Raw genomic sequence first — 17742 nt, 5'->3', positions numbered from 1 at the left:
TATAACTAAAATATTGAATTACTTTAACAATTGAGAGAGTGCAAAATTGTTCACTCTGTTGCACTCTCTCAATGTCGTAAAGTTTTTATATTGTAAAAGTGTTTTATAAAACCTTGAATATTTTATTTCATTAATAAAAATTAAAAATACTAATCTTTTATTGAAGATTTATTTAAAAATATATTCAATAATTTTTTAAAATCTTCACTATATAAAATGAAGTTAATTGCTACACTGATTGTACCGGCAATTAGTGTCATAACCAATGCTTTTATTACCCAGTCAATATAAGTATCAATATTATTAATTCCAATAAACAAGGATAAACCGTAAACGATGACAAAAATTGATATATTTGTTGAAATTCTTTTAACAAGATAAAACTTTTTAAAATGCAGTATATTATTAATGGCAAATAGCATATAATCAAGTGTTCTGAATAGCATTGAAATTAGAGTTCCAATTGCTACTCCTATTAAGCCAAGTAAATTTACCATTATCAAAGAAATGAGAATATTACTTACAGCTTCTATGTAAGCTCCTTTTTTAGTTTCTTTATACTTACCTGCTGCTAAAGCTATTGATTGATATGGCAATCTCATACTGTAGAGTGCTTCTGCTAATAGTATAAGGTATGCAAAAGCGGGCCTAATATAATTAGTATCTTCAACTCCTGTTGTATATATTTGTACAAAAGGTAATATCATTACAATTGCAGTTGAGAAAATAGTAACTGTAACTATAGAAGATCCTGTATCAACCATTGTAAAACTTTTCTTTAAATTCTCTGTCTCATTATTACTAATCATGTTTCCAAAAGCTGCTTCAATACCAGATGAAAATATCTTTACTATATTCGTAATTGAGCGAACAATCATAGAGTAGATTGCATAGACAGATACATCATATAAAGATGAAAACAAAGTTAATATTACTACATCAGTATTTGAATGAATAAAATAAGCCATATGATGCCCTAATCCGTCTCTTTTCTGAGATACTGCATTGTTGTCACTTTTAACTTTTTTGTCAAGACTATAATGTTTATTAACATAAAAATGAAGTACTATTGGTCTAATTAAAAAGATAGTAGCACTAAACAGTCTAACTATATGGATACTTGATCCGAAACTGATCAGTGCTACAATAATAATCGTATTTATAATTATTGTAACTACTTGGATATAGTTGGCTATATATTGTCTTTGATCTGCTTGCAGTAATGTCTGGTAAGTTATTCCAAAGTAGTATTGGCCAAAAGTACTTATTCCAATTATTCCAATAAGAGAAGAGGTATAAAACCAATCAAAAGAATTTTCAACAATTAGTGGATAAAATATCATTAACACAAAAATATACAATAAAAAGAAGTAACTAATTTTTCTAAAAAAAACTTCCGTACTCTTTGTAACTATGCTTAATTGTTTTATATCATTTTCTGCTAAAGGTTTATAAAGTGCAGCTCGAGTTACCCCAGCGATTCCACCTTCAACAAGTGCTATATAACTTAAAAATTGGGTAATAGAAGAAGTTAACCCATTAACGTCCGATCCAAAGGCTGTAAGAATAAACCTTGGAACTATTAATCCAGAAATTGCGACAACTATCTGTAAAACAAATGATGCAGAAATATTTCTTAAAGCTTTTTTTGATCTCACTTTATTCACCTCGTATATTTAAAATTTAGAGTAGTACCTCTCTTAATCAATTTAAATAGTATCTATCCCTTCAGAGTATAAAATACTTATTCCAATTTAAAATTTCATTTTAATTGATTAGTAAAGATCTACTAAATATGTTAAATATATATTTTAAAATTTATTTTATTATCAAATCTGTACTACTTAAATAATGCTATATATTTTTCTTTGTAATAAACGTTTTATAACTTTGATTCAATTTGATTTGAAAGTAACGCAAAACAATTGAAACTATTAATACAAACAAAAATCTTATTACAAAATTAGAGTTAAAGAAGAATAACTCTTCTTTATAAATTTGTAAAAAGTAAATTGGGAATATATGAAGCAAGTAAAGCCAAAAAGAATTATCCGAGAAATAGTAAAACAACTTTAGATCTTTCAATTTATTAAAGACCTTCCAGTCTAAAATCGTATAACTAAATAGCCCAAAAGTTAGTGCATAAGAAAAGTAATATAGGGTTGGAGGATACTTGAAATTATTCGTAAGTTCAAAACTATAACCGAGTAATAGTACTGAATATATGACTAAGAAAAGGGATGCAAGCATAGCTACCTCTTTACGACTAAATTGTTTAATTCTAATACCTAAAGCAGCAATCCATCCATAACCAATAGTGAACAAAATGAAATGCTCAAAATAAAACTTAGTGTCACTATCTAAAGTTTTTGAAAATACCATCAAAGTTTCGTAGAATATAAAAAGTAGAAATAAAAATAGTAAGTAATGCTTATTTTTCTCCATTTTAATATTGTATTTATACAGAAAAGGAAGAAAAACTGCTATTGAAATAAATACTTGAATTATCCAAACATAATCTATTCCGTCAATAAATGTAAAGGTGAAAAAAATTTCCCTTGTACTAAAATAAAATTGTTCATTAGTAATAATAGACATTACATAAAAAAAAGTAAAAAATATAATTAATAATCCCCAAGTTGGGAGTACTAATTTTTTCACTCTTTTAATCAAATAGTCTTTTAACCGAACATTATTTTTATTACTTATAGAAAAAGATATACCCATCAATAATACCATTAAGGGAACATCGAAACTTCTAAGTTGTATAAAACTATCTGGAGGATTTACATGAGCTAAAACAATACCTAATAAGGCAAGACTTCTTAGAACATCAATTTTTTTATCCCTATTCATAGTTTGCTTCATAGTCATTAACTCCCGCCATCTTCTAAAAACTGTTCTATCTTTTTACCTAATAATACAATTATTTAAGTTAAAGAAAATATCTTTAAAATTAAATTAATGAAAAAGTTTACTTAGTTCTTCATCAATATTTTCTTTATTTATCTCGGTACCAAAATCACTAGGCACTTCATTAAGTTTTCCGTCTAAGTAGTAAGTAATATAATCACCAACATGAGGATAATAATGATCAGAATCTTGATAGTTTTCTTTGTCTGAAGTCACACTATTATTTCCAATGAAATTATGAACTTCTCCAAAAACTTCAACTGTTTCTCGTATCCATCTTTTAAATTCATCTTCTTTGTTTTCTTCTTTCAATGTTTCAAACAATTCAATAGTAATGGGATTTGTAAAAACTACAAATTCAGTATTAGGATATTTATTTTTAAGAATAAATAATTCTTCTTTGTAATTGGTATTATAAATATAGCTTTCATCATATCTAGTATTCCTAAAAAATTCTATTCTTTTTTTCATATTATCTTCAGTCTCTTTAACACTGTATTTTTTTGCAAAACCTACATTATTTCTATTTCTATAAGAAATATTTTTATCCGAACCAAAGTATTTATTGAGAGAATAATAAGAATTTTCAATAGAATTAAAAAATGTATCAATCGACAATAATTCCTTATACCTGAATGAATCGTCTGAAACATTAGTTAATGCTTCAGTTAATAATGATTGGTTATAGATATCTGCACCATTTTCTTCTCGCGTAATAAAAAAATCTAACCCTATAATAATTTTTTCTAGTTCTATACCATCTTGTTGTTCAATAACAAAATCAATTATACTTTCAAATTCTTGATATGCTGCTGATGGAACACCATAATTAAAAGTTTTTTCATTGAAATGTTCTTGATTAATAAACTCAATTCTACTACTTCCAAGTAATAATGTATTATAAGTATCAGGTTTATATTTCAAATAATTTGCTTTTGATTTTCTAAAGTTAGAGCTAACTTGTACTGCGTTAAAACGATTACTATGATTAAAAGACCAGTTAGGATCTACAAAAGTATTAAACGTTATTATTAAAATTAAAAAAATCATCACTGATAGAAGAAGTGTAATGACCCAGGTTTTACTTGATTTAAGATTATTTTTGTACAAAATACAACCTTCTTTACAATTGATTTCTAAAAGTTGAAATATAAAAACTCAGTTACTCTGATCAAAAACAAAACTGAGACACTTAATATTATAAAAGTAGTAACACCTTCTTTTTTATTGTTTGTGAACTCAATTGATTTTTGATATGTATTTTTGAAAGTTAAAGTAGCTATCAAAACAAAGAACACCAAGATTAAAATTTGAATTGAACCTGCAAGAGAGATGTCTAATAAACTCTCAAGTAGAGTAACAATAGATAATAATCCAACATTTGTATCATAAACATCTAACAATCCTAACTCTATACCATTTAAACCCAACATTCCTAATATTAAATTTATGGCTTGATTGATTGAATTTGAACGAAAGATAATCCACGTAAAGTTGACAAATTGAAAAGTAATAAACCAAGCAAACCATTTAGGTAATTTATAATTGGAATATTTTTTCCATAATCGATAAATAATGCTAGCTATTCCATGGCATACTCCCCAGATTATAAAAGTCCAACCACTTCCATGCCATATTCCACTAATTAAAAATACTAAAAATATATTAATATATATTCTATATAATCCTTTACGATTACCACCTAAAGGTATATATATATAATCAGTTAAAAATTTGCTTAACGTTATGTGCCATTTTTGCCAGAACTCTTGTATATGAATTGATTTATACGGTGAGTTGAAATTTAATGGCAATCTGATATTGAATAATAAACCAATACCTATAGCCATATCAGAATACCCACTAAAGTCATAATAGAGCTGGAACGTATAAGATAAACTTGCAATCCAAGCATGAAGGAAAGGTAAAGGTTCACTTGAAGAAAAGCCTTGATTCGCCCATACTGCGAAAGAATCTGCTATAATTACCTTTTTAAATAGTCCAATCGAAAAAATATAAAGTCCAAGGGCAACATTTTCATAATTTAAAATCTTATTTTTCTCTAAGTTTAATTGAGGTAAAAGCTCTCTATGATGAACTATCGGTCCTGCTATTAACTGAGGGAAAAATGTTACGAAAAGAGAATAGCTGATGAAGTCATAATCTTCACTATTTCCTTTATAAGTATCTACTATATAAGCAATTTGTTGAAAGGTAAAAAAACTAATAGCTAACGGCAGAGCTAAATCCAATAAATCAATTGAGAAATTAGAGAGACTATTTAGGTTTTCAATTAAAAAATCAAAATACTTAAAATATATAAGTATTCCCAAATTAAAAGAGATTCCAAAAATCAACAATAATTTCCTTATTGTGTCACTAGAGTTTAAATTACTATTTTTTATTAAAAATTTCCCCGTAAAAAAATTGACAAATATAGACGCTAAAATTAATAAAACGTATGTATATTGCCAATAACCGTAAAAAAACAATGAAGCTATTAGTAAAAAAGCTTTCCCCAATTTCAGATTTATTCTATTAAAAAAAAAGAATAATACTACTACAATTGGTAAAAAAATAAATATAAATTCTAATGAATTAAATAACATGTACTTCCTCGATTCAAGTATTCATAATTTTATATGTCTAATTTTAAATGTGATCCAATCTTAAGATCATATTCTTCCGGTACAAAATTACCCATTCCACTTTCAGGATAAAAAGTTAATTCTCCAAAAATTATTTCAGTATCTAACGAATATAAGTCTACTCTGACAAAAGGGAATCCCTCAGATAATTTTTTAGATATTTCAATCATTCTATCAAGATTGATAGGTTTACTTATTTTTTCAATAATATTAGGATATTTATATTTAACATTTAACAAATTCCACTCGACATCGTATAAATTTCTTTTATGTTCAGAAAACCGATCTGAATCAACTTGAATGTATTCAACTTTCCCATTAAAACAAAAAAACTTATAATCATTTGGAATTTCTTGGTTATCCAGTAATAATTTTTCTACAATAATCTTATTGTTTACATTTTTATAAGCCCATTCTCTTCCAATTTCATAATTATTTGAATTTAAACTATTTTCAATTTTGGATTTTTCTTTATTCCAATTAAAATTACTTTTATCTCTACAAATTATAATATCCCCCCAGCCTGCAGTAGTTTTCATCACAAATTCATTAGGAAGATTATCAATGTCTATTTCATTTATGCTATTATATACTCCATAAAGTTCATTCAGAATATTGGAGTCCAACCTATTTTCAATGATTGTTCTAACTTTATATTTATCCACACAAGTAGTCAATAAATCATTTCGATAATTTATTTTCATCCATTGTATCTTTTCATTGAATGTTTCAGGATTTTTTAGATTTAATTTTTTGCCAGTTTTATTCTCATATAGCCTTTTAACAAAAAATTTGTCAGGTATCATAGGCTTAATATGATTATGATAAAAATATCTAAAGTTCATTATAAGATTTCGCTCCTTTTTATACCTATATTATATTTTTATCTAATAATTAATAAAAAATTTTTTATAAAAGAAAGTGTAATATTCAAATTAAATGGTTTAATTTTATAGTTCTTCCACAAGTACTTTAAAGCAGTCTTCAATTCTTTAGCTCTAAGATATTGTATAGTTAAAACCTTGTATTTTAGACTTAAAGCCTGCGGATCTTTTTCATAATAAATAAAATATTTTTTTATTATTTTTTCTATCGAATCAATTTTTTTATGTGGATTACTCGTAATTCTCTCTCCCTTATGACTATTATAATTGCATAAGGGTTTATTAATACATTTAATACTAAACTCTTTACTAATTCTTAACCATAATTCATAGTCTTGTTGGGCCATCATTTCTTCATCAAAGCCATTTAACCTTTCTAAAACACTTGTTTTTATTAGTGGGAATGAAGTTGAGCCAATATAATTACTTCTAAGCAACATACTAAAGCTAAAACTATCATCGTATTCTTTTCTTTTGATTAGTTTTGAGCTAACTTTATTATTCCTAGTGGTTATCTCATTATACCAACAATACACTAACCCCAAATTTTCAGATTTATAATTTTTAAAAGTATTATATTGATCTTCTAATTTACTTAACAACCATTCATCATCATCATCTAGATATGCTATAAATTCACCACTAGCTTCTTTAAGACCCAAATTCCTAGAAATTTGGGCACCCACGTTTTTTTTATTAGGAATATATTTAATATTTTTATTATTGTAATTATTAAGAAGTTTTGATACCTTTAATTGATTTATGCTTGATAATCCATTATCATCAATGATTATTATTTCAGTATTTCTATAGGTTTGATTTAAAACACTTCTTAAAGCTTTATCTAAATAATCTATCCTATTTCCATAAGTAGTTATAATAACACTTATTTTTTCATTCACTTTATTAAACTCCTTAAGTCATTACATACTTTTGTAATATCGTGATTTTAATTTCCAGTCTGATTTAAAACGTCTAAACGTTTCTTTAATACCGTAATAAGTATAAACTGAAAAAATTCTCATTATATTTCTTTTTCTGATAATATTTTTCAGCCAGATGTAACCAAATATATTTTTTAAAATATCAACATTGTATTCTTCATTTTTATAAACACCAGACAATATTTTACTAAATGCAATTTTCAATATATGATAGTCAATTTTGAAGTTTGGAGAATAAATTGATTGTACATAATTAAACTTTTCTTCATTAGTTAATTGAATATTATTTGCATCAAACAGCAAATCAAAGATTTCTAGATGACGTTTGCCTGAGTCATGTTTAGTTGAACTTGTAATATTGTTACTTGAAATTCTATAATGAAGTAATATTTTATTTAAATTTACTATTCTCCCTTTTAAATGACTATCAATCCAAAGACCATAATCTTGTGAATATTTAAGTTTTTCTCGATAAGATAACTCATTGTTTATAATAAAAGATTTTCTTATCATTACACTTGGGTGCATTATTGGATTACTATAAAAAAGTGACGTGTTGATAGATTGAGTTGTTTCTGGTTTACTAAAAAAATATTCTTTATCGTTATCAAAATGTATTACTTGGCTACCAACTATATCTATTTCCAGATGATTTTGAAGATAACTGTACTGTACACTAAATCTATTACTCAAAGAGATATCATCTGCATCCATTCGAGCTATATATTCACCTTTTGCTAATTTCAAAGCTCTATTTAAAGACTTTGTAAGCCCTAGATTTTTCTTGTTTTCAATAATCTTAATTCTTTTATCTTTGAAGCTAGATAGTATATTACTTGTATCATCTGTAGAGGCATCGTTCACAATAATAAATTCATAATCGGTAAAGTCCTGTTCTAATATACTTTTTACAGATATATCTAGATATTCTTCAGCATTGTAAACACACATTATAACTGAAATAGGGATATTTGATATATTATAATTACCCATCTAACTCCCCTTTTGTCTATTATCATTAGTTACACTATTTTTTTTAGTATTAAAATAGTGAGTGGTTATAAGTATAGGTAAAAAGCTCCAAAATATCCTATATTGAATTGCAGAAGCGGTAAATTGATATATATATACATTCAACAAACTAGATACTACTACAATATTATGATAATTTCGGTTTTTAAATCCATCTTTAAAGAGAGTCCAACAAATTCTAAATAAAAATATACTAAATAATAAATAAAGAGAAAAGCCGATAAGGCCATTTTCAAATAGAACTTCAACATAAGTATTATGAGAAGCGTCTCCAACTAATATATGCATATTACTTGAACCGATACCCAAATATGGAGTGTTCCTCCATACTTCAAATCCACTTCTAATTATTCTTATTCGAGGATCGTGTGAAAACTCTGAAGCTACTCCTATCGCACCATCTAACCCAAATAGTCTAATTACTGCTGAAGAAGATAAAAGAGTTTCTGAAAACTGATAAGCTAAAAAAATGGGTAAAGATATAAAAATTAAATGTCTGAGCTTCAAAACAAATCTCTTTTGAGAAAAAAACTTAACAACAGGTATTAAAGCAATACTTGGTAACATCAACAAAAAAGATCTTGACCCTGAGAATATACCAACAACAAACAGTCCCATTATTAAAAGTATATACATATTTTGTTTAAACTTCGAAGTCGTATATATAATTTTGCCAATTATCAGTGGTACAGATAATCCTATAAATAAAACTAATGGCCCTTGCCACCTGAATGTCGATGCTATTCTAGCACCACCTCCACGAATGTTTTCCCATAGAAAGTATCTTGAAAAGAAAGGTACGCCATTAACAGCTAGAATTTGAAAAACACCTATAAATAGTACAACAATTGAAAATAAAATCCAAGTATCAACGTAACCAGTTAAATACCGTTCGTCACTGTTTAATTGATTGACTATTGTCAAAACTAGTAAAGAATAGATTGAATACTTAAACGCATATGATAATGCTCCTGTGGCTGCTACGGATTCAAGTTGTGAAACTATCAATCCAGAAAATAAAATATAGATACTAAAAATCATAATTACTAGAAATATTTTATTAATAAAGGCCTTCTTCCGTATCTTTCTACCAGTAATTAAATAACCTGATATGTATAAGATTGCTATCATATCAAAAATTGCTACTCTTCCTACAAATGTATAGAGCGCTAAATTATCTAAATCCAACACTATTCCACTGAATAATAATAAGACTAATATCATATTTAAAATTGAAAATCTTTTATTCTTCAAAATACACAACATCCTCTAACTTGGAAGTTTTAAATTTATTTATTATCAAGACTATAATTATAAAATTTTCCCCAAAAAGAATTTCTTATAATATTTAAGTTTTCTTTTTTATAATGACTTGATTTATGGAAATTCTTGATAGATTCATCTTTTTTCCATTGGTGATTTTCTAATTTGTTATCAAGTAATTTCGCGAGCTTTTTGGAATCTCCTGGCGCATGAAGATTCTCACTATCAATAAGTTCAGGTATACCAGCGATTGTAGATGCTATTACTGGACAGGCTCTACTCATGGCTTCTATCACTGCCCTCGGTAATCCTTCTTGTCGGCTTGGATGAATATAAACATCAATTTCATCTAACCACTCGTAGACGGCCGCTCCACTTGGTAGGGTTCCATCAAAAAAAACTATATCTTCAACATTATATTTCTTTGCCAATTCAATCCATTTAGTAGCATCTCCATTACCTAAAATATGAAATGAAAAATCACTATGCTTTTCTTTAATTTCTGCTATTGCTGCTATTGCAGTGTCTATACCTTTGTAGCCCGCTCCAAGGGCTGCTATCAATCCAATTCTGTTTTGGTTTGTTTTATTCAATCTTTTATCTAATACTGTTTCATCATGAACTGCTAATTCTACATTGGAACAAGATGTTGTAATCCCATTACTGGGATATCTATTTTGCAAGTATTCTTTAGTGACATATAACGTGTATTTAGATTTTTTGGTTAGATAACGGGTATAAAAAAAAGAAATAGGTGCAAACATTTTACCTTTTATGTTACCGTAATTCCAAAGCTCATCCCATGCATCAGCAACTACTTCAATTGCAAGTGGCTTATTTTCTTTTATAGCTATTGAAGCAGTTAATCTACCTAAAAAACTAGGTAGCCTACAAATTACCGCATCAGCTTCCCTAACTTCTTTTAAAATCGCAGTTTTAATTTCTTTCTTATCTTTTAATTGCGATTTAATTGAAGAAAGAGATCCTACTAATTTAAAATCTACTTCTTCTCGTGAAGATACATCTAGTTTACTGACATCTATGGACTTATCACTTTCGCTAAATCTAGATAATACTTTTAATTCATCAAAATGTTCTAAATATCGGTCCCATATATATGAAGGAAATTGTCCATCACTATACGTCACACCATCCTTTTGATAGAATCTATGATCATGCACGAATAAACATTTCAAAATAAACACCCTAATCCTTTGTATGTTAGATACAATACTATTTAAGTACATTATCGTTGTAGATTTTTTCAAGTTCATTATAAATATTCTCTTCACTAAACTCGTATATTATATTTCTATTATGATTATTCACTCTTTTTTTGTAGCAACTATTAGATTCCTCTAGTAACCTACTAATTCCTTGAGAAAATCCTAAGTAATCATTTTTTGAAAACAATAATCCATTCACACCATTTTCAATAATATCTTCATTTCCTCTGATATTAGAAGCTACAATAGCTAAATCTTTTTCTAAAGCCTCTAATAATGAGACTGGTAATCCTTCTTGTAAAGAAGGAAAAACAAATATATCTGCTATTTGTAAAATTTCATTGATGTCTTCTCTATAACCTAAAAGTTTCAAATTGACTTTAGCATCAGCAGCAATTTTTATAAGGTGATTCTCTAAGTTGCCTTTACCACATATCAGGTAGATAATATTATCACTTTTTAATTCACCTATAGCTTTAATAATGACTTCATGATTCTTTCTCTTACTTAGTTCACCAACAGACAAAACAATTTTTTTATTTATATCTATTCCTAATGAATTTTTCAAACTTATTTTATCTACTCCAGAACTATTGTTAGTTTTTATACCAATACCTGGAACGTATACTAACTTTCTGGCTGAAAAATTTTTGGCTCTATTAAAATCTTCTTGATTAATAGTTATTAATATATCTGTATAACGAGATAACACTTTTTCGATTGGGTAATACAATAACCAACTTTTTTTTGATGCTCCTTTAAAAAAATGAAATCCATGGGCTGTATATACTACTTTGGTAGGTTTATTTATAGATGCCAGCCTTCCAATTACTCCGCCTATAGGTGAATGACAATGAATAAATTCATAAGAATTATCGTTCAGCAACGAATTGACTTGTTTAAAAGCTTTAATATTATAAGACATATTCCAAACTTGCCTAGCAAAGTCTATCTGATGATATTTAACATTCAATTCTGTAAGCTTCTGCTTAAGTTTCTCTATTCTTTCATTCGATATTGTTGACCCATCTTCAAAGTTGCATGCTACTTCAACGATAAAGTTGCTATCTTTTAATACTTTAATATTAAGCATATTAAATTGATCAATCATAGAAGCAACTGATGCTAATATTAATACTCTTTTCACTATTATTCTCCTATACTTTATAACTCAGTTAGTTCAATAGATTTATCAAGGCTTATTATTTGATAATCCGAGATATAATTGCTCAAATTTTTATCATAGACTAAATTTCCAAATAGTTTATTCACTATTTCGTTTTTATTTATAAGAAAAACTAATAGTGGATTGAACACTTTTGTTAAGTGAATTCTTTTATTGTGAATTTTAGAAATTTTTTTAACCATTAAACTAGTATTAGTATATTCTTTATTCTGTGGAAAGAAAATCCCCTTATTGCCGTCTGCTACTAAAAGCTTCAAAAATTCACACAAATTTGAGATATGTAACATACTACGCTCGTTTTTGATATTTGGAAAAACAGGCAATTTTCGTGCTATTTTGGAGAGTCTCGGATAATTCCCTTTAGAATCTTTCCCGTAAATCATTGGAGGTCTGATGATTGCTATATTAAAATCTCTACTTTGAAGTTTTAGCAATTCTTTTTCTGCTTCCAGCTTACTCTTACCATAAAAATTTGACGGATTTGGAATAGTTTCACTTGTTATTATAGTTTTTGATTTTTTTGAGTCTCCATATACGATAATACTACTCATAAATATAAAATGAGTTGCGCCTTCTAATTTCGCTTTTTTTGCTAATGCCACTGTAAGATCCCGATTAACTCTATAATATTCTTTTTCCATTTTTGGATCTCTAGATACATGTGCAATTCCAGCTAAATGTAATATAGTATCATATTGATTAAAATTTATACCCTTCCAAGAATCGTCCCGAATTGAAATTGTATCGATTTCAAATTTTTCACTAGTACTTTCAATCCATTTTCTAAACTCAGTGCCAATATAACTTGTTTTGCCAGTAATTAAAACTTTTTTCATAAATTTTTTTTCCTCATATCATCGTTAGTTGGTCTTCCAGTTCCACCTTCAATAACTCCATCGCTTTTGAGTACACTGAGAAAAGTTCCGAAAAAACATTTTACATCTATTACTATGCCAATGTTTTTTACATACTCTCCGTCTAAATAAGCTTTATCTTTTATAGGTAATTCATCTCTACCATTAATTTGAGCCCAACCGGTTAATCCAGGGAGAATATTGTTTGCTTCATATTTATCTCGTTCTTCGATTAAATCATACTGATTCCAAAGTGCTGGGCGTGGACCGACTATAGACATGTCACCTTTGATTATATTAAATATCTGAGGTAATTCGTCCAAACTAGTTTTTCTAAGAAATTTACCAACGGTAGTTATATACTCTTCAGGATTCAATAATAAATGTGTAGGTGTATCTTTTGGAGTATCAGATTTCATAGTTCGGAATTTCAGAATATTAAAGTGTTCTTTTTGTTTACCTATTCGCTTCTGTTTAAATAAAATAGGACCCTTAGAATCTAGTTTTATAGCAATTACAAGTACTAAAAAAAGAGGGAGCAATATTATGACAGCAACTACTGATATTAAAATATCTGATAACCTTTTGATTGTTTGATAGTTTAATAAAATCACATTCACTCCTAGTTAGTATATTATGAAGTTAAATTTATTTAGATAAGTTTTTTCAAGAAGGTTTCTGTATCAAATTCATTTGTATTAGCAAATTCTATTAAAGTATTTCTTAATTGTTTTTCTTTTAAAATTAATAAATTTTCAACAACAATTAAAACTTCATTTAAAGAGAGATTTGTAACTTTCCCGATAAAAATTTTATCATAAACTTGTTTTTCAGTCATCTCTTCAGCAGACAAAAGTTCTTCATACAGTTTTTCTCCTGGTCTAATACCGCTTTCTTTAATTTTAATCTCATTTTCTGTATGTCCGCTCAATTTAATCATTTTACGAGCTAATTCAGTGATTTTCACTGGTTTACCCATGTCAAGTACGAATATTTCTCCCCCTTTTGCTAATGAACCAGCTTGTAAAACTAATCTACTAGCTTCAGGAATGGTCATAAAGTATCTTGTCATGCGGAAATCCGTAACGGTGATAGGACCACCATTTTTAATTTGTTCTTTAAATACTGGTATAACTGATCCCCTTGAGTTTAATACATTACCAAATCTCACTGCGACAAATTTAGTGGAACCTGTTTCATTAAGTCCAGTTACAATCATTTCTGCTATACGTTTTGTCGCTCCCATTACATTAGGTGGATTGACCGCTTTATCTGTAGAAATCATTACAAAATTCTCAACACCTGCTTCTTTAGAGGCTTCTGCAATATTTTTAGTTCCGAAAATATTATTTTTAACAGCCTCTGTAGGGTTATATTCCATCATAGGAACATGTTTATGTGCAGCAGCATGAAATACTCGATCTGGCTTATGGTTTACAAGAACTTCAAATATTCGATTACGGTCTTGTATATCAGCTATTACTGGTACAATTTCAAAATCACGATTAGGCATTTCACTTAATTCTTTGTTAATTAAGTAAATTGAATTTTCGCCGTGACCAAGTAATATTATTTTTTTTGGTGAGAAACGAACTACTTGACGACATATTTCTGATCCAATTGAACCACCAGCACCAGATATTAAAATTGTTTGATTTGTTATTTGTTCCGCTATTTTTTTCATATCAAGTTGAACTTCTTCTCTTCCCAGAAGATCAGATACGTCAATTTCTCTAAATTTATTGACCTCATATTTTCCTGAAACAATTTCTTCAACTGGTGGCATCTGATTTACTTTTACTTTAGTACTGGATGCAATATCAAATATACGGGTTAACTCATCATTGGTCAACGAAGGAATAGCTATTGTTACTTGATCGATTTCTTTGAATTCTAGAATCTCATCAATTTCTTCGATAGTACCCAATACAGGAACTCCAAATAAAGTTGTCTTTTGTTTGTTAAGATCATCATCAACAATACCAACTAATTTTATTTCATCATTGTGTTGCAAGCTCTTTATGAATAAAGAACCACCTTCTCCAGCTCCAACTATTAACGTACGAAGAGGTTCCGTTTCGCGATATTTAGTACCATTTCTTTTACGATTTTTATGCTCAATAAATATTCGCCACAGTATGCGACTTCCAGAAATTAGGCCACCTGATATTAAATACGTAAGAAAATAATATCTTAAACTTAAATCTGAATAAATGAAAATCAAAATACTTGTAGATAGTAAAAATGACCCAGTAACTATACTTCCATGTACCACGGTTTCTTTAATACTAGTATATCTATTAATTTTATCAAACATTCTAAATCTAAATGCAATAAATAAATACATTAGAACATAAGTTATTGTTATTAATACAAATGCTCTTGGATCAAAATCTATATACGGCATTAGGAAAAGGTATGAAAATACACTTGCCAAAATAATAGCGAATGTATCAAATATCATCGTGATTGCTCTTTTTGATGTCCTGGACAATAAAATCGCTCCTTTTCATATTGTTTTTGAAGTCTACAAAAATCCAAAAAAACTTCTCTTTTTTATTTTAGTGGGAGAAGGAGGAATTATAGTATTACCATTAATCAAATCTTTGGTTATTTGCTGAAATTGATTTGACTTCTCTTTTCCATAATCTTTTGCAAGCTTTTCGTAAGCTTCTTTCATATGAAAAGATTTATCAGAAGTGTTATGTGCATCTGAAGCAATAAAATGAACAAGATTAGCCTCAATAAACTGTTTACTCAATCTTTGTACATTTTTACCTAATTCCCCTGTATAACTTGATGCTGTTAACTGAGCTAGAGCTCCTTTATTAACTAACTCTTTTAGTTTATTAGGATGCTCTAAAATCTCTTTATTTCTTTCAGGGTGAACAATTATAGGAATCATCCCTTTTAATTCCAACTCATAAAAAAGTTGTTTTGTATAAACTGGAATATGTGATGGAGGAAACTCAATTAAAATATATTGCTTTCCTTCATCAACAAATAAAATCTCTTCTTTAACAATATCTGTTAGTATATTGTTATAAATTCTAATTTCTTGACCAGGAAATAAAGTTAATGGTAACTTCTCTTCGTCAATTTTTCTTTGCACTTCTAAAGTTAAAGTTTCTATTTTAGCTCTTACATTGATCCAATCATTTTTCATATGATGTGGAGTGGCCACTATATGAGTTATTCCTTCTTGTACTGCTGTTTTAGCCATCTGCAAAGACTCATCAATCGTCTTTGCTCCGTCATCTATTCCAGGTAGTATATGACAATGCAAGTCTATCATGAGAAAACCTCTTCTTATTTCAAATTTTATTCTCCATAATAATAGTAATAATAATTATCATCATTTTTTTCTACTCTGTTCAAAATGGCACCTAAAACTTTAGCATTAACTTTAGATAATAAATCTCTTGACTGAATTACTTGCTCCTTATTGACTAAACCTTTTGGAACAACAAATATTGTACCATCAGTTTTTGAGGACATCACCTGGGCATCCGTTACAGCTAGTATTGGTGGTAAATCAAATATTATTAAATCAAAATCGTTCTTCACCTCTTCGACAATTTCTGTCATTCTCTTAGAAGATAGTAATTCAGCAGGATTGGGTGGTATAGCACCACTCGTTAAAATATACAAACCTTCAGTATACGTTCTAAAAACAACATCTGAAACACTTGAACCTCGATCAGTCAACAATGTAGTCAGACCTTCAGTATTACGGACTTTAAAAGTTTTATGAACAGTCGGTTTTCTTAAATCAGCATCTACTAATAAGACTTTTTTTTCTTCATTAGCAAAAGTAGCTGCCAAGTTAGCTGAAACTACAGACTTTCCAGATGACGGACCTGCTGATGTAATCGAAATAGTTTGTAGGTTTTCATCAATCATTGAAAACTGAATATTCGTTCTTATCGTTCGAAACTGTTCTGACACTACCGCTGATGGTTTATTAACTACAACTAAACCTGGACGATCACCTGTATAATTTTTTTTCTTTTTAAATTTAAACATAACTTTTCCTTTCTATACTCGAGTACGAGCACTACGGCTGTCTGGTTCTATCGTTTTATTATTTTTAACTAGTCTACCGTCAGAAGATAGTTCATCAGGTGTCATTTCACTTACACGTCCTAAATTTGTCCAACCAATTTCTTCAACAAGAAATTTCGTATCTTTAACAGTGTTATCAAGAAATTCAATTAAAAATGATACAGCAACTCCAATCATACCACCTAATATAATACCAATTGCTAAATTCAAAGTTGTGTTAGGAGAAACTGGAGATGTATTTGCAGTCGCTTCAGAAATAATAGAAACATTATCTACATTCATTAAAGTAGGTAATTTTTCCTGAAAAACAGATGCTGTTGTATTCGCAATATCAGCTGCGCTATAGGGATTATCATCAGTTACTGCTATAGAAAAAACTTGAGAGTTATTTTCGGTAGAAACATTGATTCGACCTTGTAATGAGCTATCAATACCAAGTTCTTCTTTGACATCTTCCAAAATCACTGAGTCTCTTATAATATCAGAGTATGTGTTAATAAGTTGTACATTTGTTTCAATATCTGAACGTTGGATCAATTCCTCAGTTTGTGATCTACTTACTAACATACGTGTGGTTGAACTAAATTGAGGGGTTGCAATAAAAAATGTGTATAGTGCCGTTATAATAACTCCTACTAAAAGACTATTGATTATAAGCACAATATGCTTTTTTAACATATTGAAAATCTCAACTAAACTAATTTCTTCTTCCATAATTTCCTCCTGA

General features: G+C 28.3%; 16 protein-coding genes. All 16 read right to left on the bottom strand.

Annotation, left to right across the window (positions count from 1 at the left end):
* Positions 1–149: 149 nt before the first annotated feature.
* Positions 150–1658 carry a polysaccharide biosynthesis C-terminal domain-containing protein gene (locus ACFP65_RS09475; RefSeq protein WP_379918025.1) on the bottom strand — a complete coding sequence of 503 codons (1509 nt, stop codon included), beginning with the start codon at positions 1656–1658 and terminating at the stop codon, positions 150–152.
* A gap of 196 nt (positions 1659–1854) precedes the next feature.
* Positions 1855–2868 carry an acyltransferase family protein gene (locus ACFP65_RS09470; protein ID WP_379918023.1) on the bottom strand — a complete coding sequence of 338 codons (1014 nt, stop codon included), beginning with the start codon at positions 2866–2868 and terminating at the stop codon, positions 1855–1857.
* A gap of 93 nt (positions 2869–2961) precedes the next feature.
* The gene (locus ACFP65_RS09465; protein ID WP_379918021.1) at positions 2962–4023 is read right to left on the bottom strand and encodes a hypothetical protein; all 1062 of its coding nucleotides are present in this window, start codon (positions 4021–4023) and stop codon (positions 2962–2964) included.
* A 26-nt stretch (positions 4024–4049) separates the two neighbouring features.
* Positions 4050–5522: an MBOAT family O-acyltransferase gene (locus ACFP65_RS09460; protein ID WP_379918019.1), complete on the bottom strand. Its 1473-nt coding sequence runs from the start codon at positions 5520–5522 to the stop codon at positions 4050–4052.
* 29 nt (positions 5523–5551) lie between these two features.
* On the bottom strand, positions 5552–6406 hold the full coding sequence (locus tag ACFP65_RS09455; RefSeq protein WP_379918018.1) for an ATP-grasp fold amidoligase family protein: 855 nt from the start codon (positions 6404–6406) through the stop codon (positions 5552–5554).
* Positions 6407–6444: 38 nt separating this feature from the next.
* Positions 6445–7347: a glycosyltransferase family 2 protein gene (locus ACFP65_RS09450; protein WP_379918016.1), complete on the bottom strand. Its 903-nt coding sequence runs from the start codon at positions 7345–7347 to the stop codon at positions 6445–6447.
* Positions 7348–7368: 21 nt separating this feature from the next.
* Positions 7369–8382: a glycosyltransferase family 2 protein gene (locus tag ACFP65_RS09445; protein WP_379918014.1), complete on the bottom strand. Its 1014-nt coding sequence runs from the start codon at positions 8380–8382 to the stop codon at positions 7369–7371.
* Positions 8383–9675, bottom strand: a complete 1293-nt coding sequence (locus ACFP65_RS09440; RefSeq protein WP_379918012.1) for an O-antigen ligase family protein — start codon at positions 9673–9675, stop codon at positions 8383–8385.
* A gap of 35 nt (positions 9676–9710) precedes the next feature.
* On the bottom strand, positions 9711–10832 hold the full coding sequence (locus ACFP65_RS09435; RefSeq protein ID WP_379918011.1) for a glycosyltransferase: 1122 nt from the start codon (positions 10830–10832) through the stop codon (positions 9711–9713).
* Positions 10833–10917: 85 nt separating this feature from the next.
* A complete protein-coding gene (locus ACFP65_RS09430; RefSeq protein WP_379918009.1) occupies positions 10918–12057 on the bottom strand; it encodes a glycosyltransferase in 1140 nt (379 codons plus the stop codon).
* 17 nt (positions 12058–12074) lie between these two features.
* Complete coding sequence (locus ACFP65_RS09425) at positions 12075–12932, bottom strand: NAD-dependent epimerase/dehydratase family protein (protein WP_379918007.1); 858 nt, start codon at positions 12930–12932, stop codon at positions 12075–12077.
* Positions 12929–13561, bottom strand: coding sequence for a sugar transferase (locus ACFP65_RS09420; RefSeq protein WP_379918311.1), 633 nt, complete (start codon positions 13559–13561; stop codon positions 12929–12931). The genes ACFP65_RS09425 and ACFP65_RS09420 overlap by 4 nt, the downstream gene beginning before the upstream one ends.
* Before the next feature lie 41 nt (positions 13562–13602).
* Complete coding sequence (locus tag ACFP65_RS09415; RefSeq protein WP_379918005.1) at positions 13603–15444, bottom strand: polysaccharide biosynthesis protein; 1842 nt, start codon at positions 15442–15444, stop codon at positions 13603–13605.
* A 33-nt stretch (positions 15445–15477) separates the two neighbouring features.
* Complete coding sequence (locus ACFP65_RS09410; protein ID WP_379918003.1) at positions 15478–16245, bottom strand: tyrosine-protein phosphatase; 768 nt, start codon at positions 16243–16245, stop codon at positions 15478–15480.
* A gap of 26 nt (positions 16246–16271) precedes the next feature.
* Positions 16272–16976 carry a CpsD/CapB family tyrosine-protein kinase gene (locus ACFP65_RS09405; protein WP_379918001.1) on the bottom strand — a complete coding sequence of 235 codons (705 nt, stop codon included), beginning with the start codon at positions 16974–16976 and terminating at the stop codon, positions 16272–16274.
* A gap of 12 nt (positions 16977–16988) precedes the next feature.
* Positions 16989–17729 (bottom strand): YveK family protein, encoded by a 741-nt coding sequence (locus ACFP65_RS09400; protein ID WP_379917999.1) that lies wholly within the window; start codon positions 17727–17729, stop codon positions 16989–16991.
* Positions 17730–17742: the final 13 nt, after the last annotated feature.

Source organism: Marinilactibacillus sp. GCM10026970 (assembly GCF_042660675.1).
GTDB lineage: Bacteria > Bacillota > Bacilli > Lactobacillales > Carnobacteriaceae_A > Marinilactibacillus.
The sequence above is the reverse complement of the archived record's forward strand: the minus strand, read 5'-3'. Positions and strand labels throughout refer to the sequence as shown.